This is a genomic window from Acaryochloris sp. IP29b_bin.148 (genome assembly GCF_028285565.1).
Classification (GTDB): Bacteria; Cyanobacteriota; Cyanobacteriia; order Thermosynechococcales; family Thermosynechococcaceae; genus Acaryochloris.
Genome location: NZ_JANQOY010000095.1, coordinates 1 through 10,270 on the forward strand (window position 1 = coordinate 1; position 10,270 = coordinate 10,270).

4 protein-coding genes and 1 pseudogene are annotated in these 10,270 nt (G+C 45.5%); 1 reads left to right on the plus strand and 4 read right to left on the minus strand.

Going from position 1 to position 10,270, the window contains the following annotated elements; translation table 11 throughout:
• Positions 1 to 56: 56 nt before the first annotated feature.
• On the minus strand, positions 57 to 1,190 hold the full coding sequence (locus Q0986_RS09420) for a hypothetical protein (protein ID WP_299408628.1): 1,134 nt from the start codon (positions 1,188 to 1,190) through the stop codon (positions 57 to 59).
• A gap of 559 nt (positions 1,191 to 1,749) precedes the next feature.
• Here Q0986_RS09420 and Q0986_RS09425 point away from each other — a divergent pair.
• Complete coding sequence (locus tag Q0986_RS09425; RefSeq protein WP_299408674.1) at positions 1,750 to 6,900, plus strand: caspase family protein; 5,151 nt, start codon at positions 1,750 to 1,752, stop codon at positions 6,898 to 6,900.
• Here the strand turns inward: Q0986_RS09425 and Q0986_RS09430 are convergent.
• The 3 genes and pseudogenes from Q0986_RS09430 to Q0986_RS09440 all read right to left on the minus strand — a co-directional run.
• Positions 6,878 to 7,036 (minus strand): annotated as a pseudogene (locus Q0986_RS09430) (IS4 family transposase); the annotation flags it as partial. The gene Q0986_RS09425 and the pseudogene Q0986_RS09430 sit on opposite strands and share 23 nt — an antisense overlap.
• 26 nt (positions 7,037 to 7,062) lie before the next feature.
• Complete coding sequence (locus tag Q0986_RS09435; protein WP_299408677.1) at positions 7,063 to 8,292, minus strand: hypothetical protein; 1,230 nt, start codon at positions 8,290 to 8,292, stop codon at positions 7,063 to 7,065.
• Between the two features lie 32 nt (positions 8,293 to 8,324).
• On the minus strand, positions 8,325 to 9,788 hold the full coding sequence (locus Q0986_RS09440) for an MBOAT family protein (RefSeq protein WP_299408681.1): 1,464 nt from the start codon (positions 9,786 to 9,788) through the stop codon (positions 8,325 to 8,327).
• Positions 9,789 to 10,270: the final 482 nt, after the last annotated feature.

Here is a 10,270-nt window from a genome sequence, read left to right on the forward strand (position 1 = left end):
TACATGATTCTTCTCCTTCCTTCAGTGGTTGGAACTGGGATAAAAAACTAGCCCCTTTAGGGAGTCCGAATAATAATTTCAATTGGCCCGTTAACCCGAAGTGGTAAAGACCTGTCACTTGGTCTTGCCGAGTTGAGGGTCACGGCCTCTAGACTGGATGAGGATAAAAGCTTTATCAGTTGGGGACTAGCGGCAGTTCGTAGGGCTGACTGACGAAGGAGCTTAGGCAAAGCTTTTGCCGATAGTCCTTTGCGAATGGCTAATTGTCCCAAGTTGTATGCGACACCTGGTAACGCTTGCAATGCACCGCTCTCAACGAGTGTGGTGACTGCTTGTTCCGTAGATTCGATCATACGTTCATAGAATGCTGAATTATATGACTTATTCGTTTGATCCAGCTTGGGTCGAATCACTACTCGTGCAGTCAAACCAGTCAAGATGGGTAATGCTGCATCTACATTCAGCTCAGCAAACAAAGTGGCTGTGTCTTCGAGGGCATCCAATTCGTCTAAACCTCTCAGGGAATAGCGTCTAAACATGGATCGAATTTCTCTCAATATGCAAGCTAGCGGCTGATATGAGTCAAGAGGTATGAGTTGATTCTGTCCGTTGTGTTCTAACTTTCGTCGTCGATGTGAGTGACCGTTATGCTGAACTTTCAGATTTTGCGCTCTCGCTTTACGCTTGCGTTTACGTCGAGGTCCAGGCTGAATCGCTCTTTGGCGTATGGGAGGAGTAACTCGATCAATGGTATTTAGAATATGCTCAAAAAACTCTGTGGTGGTTGCTGCATCTAAGGCTTCGAGCATGCTGTGCTCAAGGATGTGACGAACATCAGCTACGCCATCAATATCTTGCTCAAGATCGAGTTCAAAAGATTTGGTCAGGCTTTGAATGACTTCATCAATAAATGCTTCATCAGACTCATCAATCAAGGCATCTCCAGATTCATCTCCTTGATTCATTTGCATGAATTCATCTGTAAAGTCCTGGTTATATTCATCTCCAAAATCTTCATCATAGAGATTTTCATCACTATCCGATTCATCAAAATAGTCATCATCAAATGTATGCGAGGCATCATCTTCTTCAAACAGGAGGCTTTGAGAAAGATCTTCTTCTTTATCCAGTCTGTTTGTAGTTAGTGGCTGATTGGGGGCAGCAGCCGTTTCGGCTGCTGAAACATCCATGACTTTATGACGTTTGGATGACCGTTTCATGGAGCACCTACCTTAAAAAGACTCAATAACCAATGCAACTGCCACAGCAAGCCCCCAAATCTCTGAGTAAGGCAACTTTCAAGCAATTGAACTGCGATTTTAGACTGAGCTAATGTTCAGAGTGACGTCAAGTCCCTTGGGCATTAACCGCAATGGTTGAAAAATACGAAATTTATAGAAGTCTGTTTGAGATCAACAGTAGGTGTTGTGGCAGGCTGGAACAAGTCACACCATTTTGGTGACTTGTTTTGTGTATCTCAAAAAAAGTAGCTCAAATGAAGTAACTTGCTTCTTGAATGCTAGGTACAGGTTGCCTTGAGCAAACTGTATCGTCCGATCACTTCATGCATATTTATGGGTAGTCTTGATCATACAAAAATCGGTGGAATGGCATAAATTTCCAGACTCAACCCTATCCAATTAGAGAAAGTCGCCTTTAATAGCATCCATAGCGTAAATCTGAGTTGATGCCTTCTAAACAAATTGCAATTGAATGCAAACAGTTGAGGGCTAAATTCTAGCAATCCTTATGTCACCAGTTAGCGTTAAAACCAGTCGATCAACCCGAGCCTTGGAAGCGGGAGAAGCCAAACTATGGGTCGTGTTGGTGGGGGTCAATCATTATGCTGATGCCCAACTGTCGAACCTGGCTTACCCAGCTTTAGACTGTCAGGGCCTGGGAGATGCCCTGAATACTGCCACCGCGGCATTTCCGCAAAAATCCATCGTTTTGCATCACGATCATCCTCAGGCATTCGGCTCATCACCCGACTTAGCGGGTATTCGAACGAGTCTGCAGCAAATGGTCGAGCAGGCCCAACCACAAGACACCCTTCTGTTTTATTTCTCGGGACATGGCGTCGTTGATCCACCGACTCAGCAAACCTATTTATGCCTCGCTGATACCCAAAAGGAACAGCTGCTTCAGACAGGATTTTCCGTGCAGGAATTGCTAATGACTCTGGCCAATAGTGCTGCTCGTCAGCAATTAGTATGGCTGGATGCTTGCCATAGCGGTGGTATGAGTATGCAGCTGGGGAGTAAAGATGAATCCCCAGAACCGTTGCCCAACCCGACGCCCCAACTGATGGCCCTATTGCGACAGCGAGCCGCCCAGAGTAAAGGGTTTTATGCGCTACTATCCTGTGACCAAAACCAGCAGTCCTGGGAGTTTCCCGAGCTGGAGCATGGGGTATTTACCTATTACCTGATTCAGGGATTGCTGGGAGAGGCTGCCGACAATGACGGGGTGATTGAAGCCGATGCCCTCTATAAGTACGTCTACTACCAAACCCTGCGCTATATCGATAAGGTCAACCAGCAGCTGCGCTTGATTAATCAGCAAAAGCGAGGTCGGGGCGAAACCCAGCTCGATGCCGAATATCCCCAGCAAACACCGAAGCGGATTGTGGAAGGGGTGGGGGAGTTGGTGTTGGGTCTGCAGCCGGAACTGCCCGTCCATGCCTATCCTCGGCAGGCTCTTATGGTGGCGGGACTGGCGGATAATCCCACAGCGTTGGCCTTCGGCAAAGTGTTGCGGGGGGCGGGAGCCTTTGAGCTGACTTACTTTCCCCAATCGGGGCAAACCTGGCAAGACGTGCGAGACGCCATTCAAACCTGTTTGCAAGTTGCGGATCCAGCTCAGCCTACTCCCACGACGGTGACGACCGCACTCCTCTATTTGCGGGGCAAAACGGAACTGACAGAAACGGGCGAGGCCCATTTGGTCTTGCCGGAAGGGGTGGCGATTAGTCGGTCCTGGTTACGGCAGATGCTACGACGGTCACCCCTGGCCCAGCAAATTGTGATTCTGGATTGTCCTGGAGCCACGGATCTGCTGGACTGGATTGAGGATTTACAGACCCATTATCAGGGCCAGTGTCTGCTGGCCGCAGCGGCTTCAGCGGATCAGCCGGAACAGTTTGCAGACGTTTTGTACGAGACTCTAACGCAAGCCAATCCCCAAGAGGGGATGCCTGTGGCTAGCTGGATTGCTCAGCTCCAAACGCAACTGGCAGGCAGTGAAATACAGCTGCAGACCTGGCTATCTGGGGTGCAGGGCGTGATTGAGGTGTTGCCCGGTGGGATGGGGGCGCGCAGTACTACCTCAGATTTTGACTTAGGGATTTGTCCTTATATGGGACTACGGGCCTTTGGCCCCGATGATGCGCCGTTTTTCTTTGGGCGGGAAGCCTTGACTCAGCAACTGATTGAGGCAGTGCGAGAGCAGTCTTTTCTAGCCGTTGTGGGCGCTTCGGGCAGCGGTAAATCCTCAGTGGTACAGGCAGGATTGATGGCCCAACTCCAGCAAGGACAGCATATTCCAGATAGTGACCAATGGTGGGTGCGGAGTCTGCGACCGGGAGCTAAACCTTTAGCAGCCTTAGTGGAACGGTTAATCGAAAGTGGGACCGCTAAGGAGCAGCAGTACCAGCGGCTGCAGTTGGAAGGGATGCTCTATCAGGGGACGGAAGGGTTTGTGTATTGGTTGCGATCGCAACCCCAATCCACTATCGTCCTGGTGATCGATCAGTTCGAGGAGTTATTTACCCTCGCGTCCTCCGAAGATCGTCAGCAGTTCTTGGATTTGATTTTTGGAGCCATTGACCATGCAGGTGATCGCTTTAAGCTGATCATCACTCTCCGCAGCGATTTTATGGCGCCCTGTTTGGAATACCCTGCCTTAGCCCAGCGATTGCCAGAATCGAATATTCTAGTGCCGCCTGCCCTGACGGCGGAGAGTTATCGCCAAGTCATTCTCAATCCAGCAGAGCAAGTGGGTTTAGCGGTTGAGCCCGAGCTGGTGGAGGTCTTGCTGGAAGAACTCAGCAATCTAGCGGGAGATTTACCGCTGTTGGAATTTGTTCTAGAGCAGCTTTGGGAACAGCGACAGCCTGGGGCCTTGACCCTCGCGATTTATCAGCAGCAAATCGGTGGCTTAAAAGGGGCATTAGAACGCAAAGCCCAAGCGGTGTATGACGGTTTGGATGCCGAGGCTCAAGCCTGCGCCCAGTGGATTTTTCTAGCTTTAACGCAGTTAGGAGATGGCACAGAAGATACCCGGCGGCGGATCAAAAAGTCCGACTTGATCGTACCCAAGTATCCGGCAGAATTAGTGGAGCGAACGCTCAAGGCACTGACAGATGCCAAGTTAGTGATCGTCAGTTTAGAGCAGGATCTGGCTCCAGCTCAGATCTTAAGCAGTAAAGGCGATCAGGCATCCACCCCCCCTGAACCCGACTGGCTGGAGTGGATTAAACAGGACGTGACCGTAGAAGTGGTCCATGAAATTCTGATTCGTCACTGGTCTACCCTGCGCTGGTGGCTAGAAGAAAACCGGGTTCGTCTGCAAACGCAACGCCAGATCGAGCAAGCGGCGGAGGATTGGCAGCAGAGTCAGCAGTCTCCCGATTTTTTGCTGCGCGGGGTGCGATTGGATGCTGCGGCAGAACTGTACGTGAAGTACACAGACGAGCTATCGACGGAGGTGCAAGCTTTTGTGCAAGCGGGTTTATCGGCACAGGCACAGGAGCAGAAACAGGCCAAGCAACGGTTGCGACGGGCACGGGTAGCCGTCGGCGTTATGAGTCTGTTGGGAGTAGCGGCCACAGGACTGGCAGGCATGGCGTTTCTCCAGCGCCAGCAGACTCAGCTGAGTGAGATTCGGGCCTTAAATGCTCTGTCGGAATCCCAGTTGCGATCGCATCAGCAACTCGAAGCCCTCCTCACCAGTACCCAAGCCGCAAAACAGATGCAAAGCCTCTGGGGTTGGGGCATTGATGGCAATACATTAGGGGCAATCCGCACCCAAACCGCTCTGACGTTAGGGGATGCGATCGCAAACACTCAAGAACGAAACCGTCTAGAAGGCCATACCCAACGAGTCACCTCCGTTAGCATTAGTTCCTCGGGGCAATGGATTGCGTCGGGCAGTGATGACCAAACGGTGAGGATTTGGCAGGCCAATGGTAAACACCTGCATACCCTGGAGATTGGTGAGCAAGTCAATGATATTGCCTTTAGTCCTGACGACCAGTCCATTGCCATAATCACCACTCAAGGGACCGTGCAACGCTGGTCTCCCAAAACGGGAAAGCAGCTTTACAGCTTTACAGCCTCACCTCAGGGAACAGGCTTAGCCTTTCATCCCCAGGGCCATCAGTTAGCAACCGCAGGGCGAGAATCCGTGATTAAGCTCTGGGATATCAATACAGGTAAACCCATAAAAACCTTATCTGGACATCAGGGCTGGGTCAATGCCGTGGCCTTTGCCGACAATATGCTTGTATCTGCTAGTGAAGACAAAACCGTACGGATTTGGGATGTGGCGAAGGGGCAAACGCTCCGTACTTTGCCCAAACAGGCCACCGCCGTCACCGATATCGCCATCAGTCCAGACGGTCAGACCCTCGCTGCTTCTATGGAAGACGGCACGATTCAGTTATGGTCCCTATCAGGCCAGCTATTGCATACGCTAAAAGCAGAGAATAGTGTCGCAACTAGCGTCGCCTTTAGCCCAGATGGCACTACCTTAGTCTCGACCCATGCCGATCACAGCCTCCGACTATGGCAAGTCGCAACGGGCCAATCCTTATCAATATTGAAAGGGCATGGCGCTCCAACCCTAGATGCCACCTTTCATCCCAACGGCAAAACCTTAGTCTCAGCCAGCGTTGATAAACAGGTTCGAGTCTGGGCCACCCCATCGATTCCTGAAGACACATCCCCCATCCTGGCAATGGCCGTTAGTCCAGACCAGCAGCTCTTAGCCACGGCCAGTCTAGACGGGGTGATTCAGCTCTGGCGGCCCGATCCACAAGTGGGCAAAGTCCCTTTCAAAACGCTCAAAGGCGAAACGCCCATATATGCCCTCCGGTTTAGTGCCGATAGCCAGCAGCTAGTATCCGGGCATGACTCAGATATCCAGGTGTGGGATATCTATCAGGAGACGGTACAGCGCACTCTATCCGGCCATACGGGCAAAATTAATAGTCTCGATTTCAGTTCGGATGGTAAAACTCTGGTGTCGGGCAGTGATGACCAAACGATTCGTCTATGGAATGCGGCAACGGGAACCCCCGTCAAAACCATCCAAGCTCACGATGGCCCCGTTACGAGTGTTGATTTTGGACCTCGTTATTTGGCATCGGGCAGTGATGATGAGACAGTAAAGCTTTGGCAGTTGGATGGAACTCTAGTCAAAACGCTAACGGGACATAGTTTGGCGATTGCTCAAGTCCAGTTCAATTCTGAGGGCAATCTTTTGGCGTCGGCCAGTTGGGACAATACGATCAAACTGTGGCAAGACGAGACATTAGTACAAACCTTGACGGGCCATCAAAATGGAGTGACAAGTTTGGCCTTTCATCCTAGCCAACCGATTCTGGTTTCGGGGAGCGCAGATCAATCGATTAAGTTCTGGCAGGTGAATCAAGGGGTGTTGATTAAGACTCTAGGCCAATTGGGAAATTCTGTAGAGGCGTTAAGGTGGGGGCAGGGACAAGTATGGGTAGGTAATGGGAACACCACTCAAGCAAGGGATTTAAGGCTTGAGCCCTTACTAGAACGAAGTTGTAGTCAAATCAACAATTACCTGATTTCAAACTTCACTGTTACCCCGTCCCAACAACAGCTTTGTCAAGTTCCCAGTAACCAGAACGTAAGCTTTCAGCCTCGGTAAAGTGGGTTGAGCCCACACAAAAGTCCCGAGTTTTGAAAAGATCAAATAGGGTTCCAATGTCCCATCACAACGCATAATCATCGATCAGCTTCTTATCTTCTGTTGGGCCAATCACGACCAGCAGTTTAAACTCTTTGTCTTGTACCGAATACATTCTAATACTTAGTTTTGCAAGTGATCTCTAATAGCTTGTTGTATTTCAGTTAATTCATGAGGATTTTGTTCTCGGTACCGACTACCTTGTTCACGAATATAGGCTAAGTGGGGTTCAATTGTATTTATATCAAGGAGGATCCCAAATCTAGAATCTGACGAAACATCATTAGATCTTTTTAGAGGCTTGTTTGCCATCATTTCAAAAAGGACTTTATCTCCAAGTTCTTTTTTATAGTGAGAAGCTTCGAAGTACCATTGCATTTGCCTTGGGCTTTTCTCTGGGGGAATATTTTCGGTAGTAAAATGATTATAGCCACTGAAATCCCAGAGTGTAACGGTATTACTTGCCAAAGATGTTTTTTCTTCTTCAAGAATAGTGACAATTTTGCGTTTCCATTGTTCAAAATCACTAAATTTTCCTAACGCTTTAAATTTTTCTAGATGCCTTGCATGAGTAGGCGAAATAAAAACATAAAGCTCAATATTATTTTGTCGACAAGCAATAATTATATCCCTAAAAGCGTTGAGGGAGTCTATTGAAAATGAATCTGAATTTTTATGTAAATTTGTGGCAAATAAAGACTCATTCAGCTGCTTGCGAAACATATGACGAGCATTTGCCGAGATTAAGTTCCTCTGTCTAAAACCTCGATCTGTCTTCATGACTTCTGGCTGATGGTTATTTATATTTTTTGCTATTGTTTTTATAGAATTAATAGTGCCATAATATGAAATAAGTCGATCAAAATGCCTTAAGTAAATATCATAATTAGAATTAATTTTAACAAACTTCGATTTAGTAGTGCTTTTTTCCCCATTAAATTTGCCAACTTTAAAACTTCCCATATCCAATCCTAAGACTACAGTTCTTAGCGACTGGTGTTTGATTGAAAATTTCAGAGCATCACGAATATCATAAATAGTCGCTCCCTCAAAAGCTGCATTATATGCGCTCTTCCCATCAAATACAGGGTTTAATGGATCAATTCCTTGGTGCGCTCTTGATGTACCTAAGATCAGTGCATCGTAGTTCCCCTGCCTAAGATCAAGCGCTTTCACAGTATATGATACTGACTCGTCAACGACCTGATATTTCCTTTTATTTATTCCATCAATTACAATTATCCGAAAAAGATGATGGGAATCAATAAGGAGATTGAAACTAATTAATCCTAAAAAGCCTATTGCAGAAAAAATACAAAATATATAAATATATGTCTTTGAAGATCTGAGCATGATATTTTAATCTGTTTATGTATACTTCTTATTTAAAATTGAAAATAAATAAACTCATTTTCCTTGGAGATAAATGCTACTGCGACAACTAATATTGTTGCGACAAATATGGCCCAATAAGTATTGGGACGCCACTGCCAATATTGGGTATCATTATGCAGAATTGTCGGCATATCTTTAAAAGTACTACAGACACTCGGAATCAGCTCTTGGCTATTTGGAGCAAAGAATACAATAGCTAAAAGTGCTGAGAACCACGCAATTGAATGTATAGAAGGAGTTGTATGAATGCCGTTAACTCCTACCATACCTTGTAGTACTACTGATGCTGATGCTAAGTCAGTAGAACGAAACAGTACCCAACTAACAACAACTGCTAGAAATGTTAATAACTGTGCACTAATCTGATACCACCATGAAGAAATGGGAGGAATAGTTTTTTCCCATAAACGATGAACTACTAAATATGCACCATGCAATCCACCCCAAAGAACGAACGTCCAACCTGCGCCATGCCATAATCCACCTAAAAGCATAGTTAGAATCAAATTGATATAGCGTCGAATTTCACTCTTACGGTTTCCACCTAGGGGAATATATAAATAATCTCGTAAGAACTGAGATAGAGTTATATGCCAACGTCTCCAGAAATCAGTAATGCTAATAGACTTATAAGGAGAGTTAAAATTTAATGGAAGGTGAATTCCAAATAAACGAGCAGCACCGATCGCCATATCAGAATAGCCAGAGAAATCAAAATAAAGTTGTAATGTATAGGCCAGCGCTCCTAGCCAACTTTGAAGCAAATCAACTTGTCCTCCGCTCAAAGCTGATTCAAAAATAGGGTTAGCGAAGGTCGCAGCAGTATCTGCAAACACAACTTTCTTAAATAGACCAATAGAAAAAATGGTTAATCCAATTGCGATATCTTCATTACGTATCTTTATTGATTTTTCATGGGAAAACTGAGGAATTACGTCATCATGATGAACAATTGGTCCAGCAATTAACTGAGGAAAATAGCTAACGAACAAGCAATATTGGAGGAAATTGTATTCTTGCGTTTTGCCACGATAAGAATCTACAAGATATGCAATTTGCTGGAATGTAAAAAAAGAGATGGCCAAGGGAAGTGCGATTGCCTGAAATTGAATGTCTGTACCGACTAAGTTATTTATTGTTGCAAAGAAAAAGTTTAGATATTTAAAATAACCAAGTAATAACAGATTTATAGCAATGCTTCCAGCAAGTTGGCATTTCTTCAAAAACACATCAGATTTATTGCGACTTAACTGATATCCAGCTATATAGTTGAAACCAATTGAAAATAGCAAGATTGGCAAATAGACTGGCTTCCACCAGCAATAAAAAAATAGTGATGCCAATACTAGCCAAAAAATAGAAATATTTGTATTTTTGTGGTTTCTTAAAGCAGTGAAAATAATTAATGAGGTTGGCAAGAAAATAAATATAAAAGAATATGAATTAAATAGCATAACAAAGCTGTGCTCTGCTTTTTGACAAAACAGAGCAATGAAAATATTTTTTGTAGTGGAATATTATTGCTAGATTAGCAAAGGAAATTGGATTGTGCCACAACAAAAGCTAGAGGATCCTAGCTTTATGCGTATTCTCATAGCTTCAGACTCTTATCCGCTTTATTGGTTCACGATTCGCAATATAATCCTAGCCTAGAATAAATTGCCGTTTTTAATTTCGGTGTATAAAATAGATATCGAAACTTCAGTTGAATAGAAAATATTTCTTAAACTCTTTTTAAAAGTGGCTGTGATGAAATATTTCTAGACGTTCAACCTTTATTTTTAAAGCTCATCGAGATATAGATAGAAAGACAAATATGGAAATGGCATCGTTAGTTTATAGACAACATCTGGAATCGAGAGGATTTGGGAAAAAGGCATGGTCCTTTGTTCGACAGATGCTAATTAAGTTTTTCAGTGACCCTACATGCTCCATG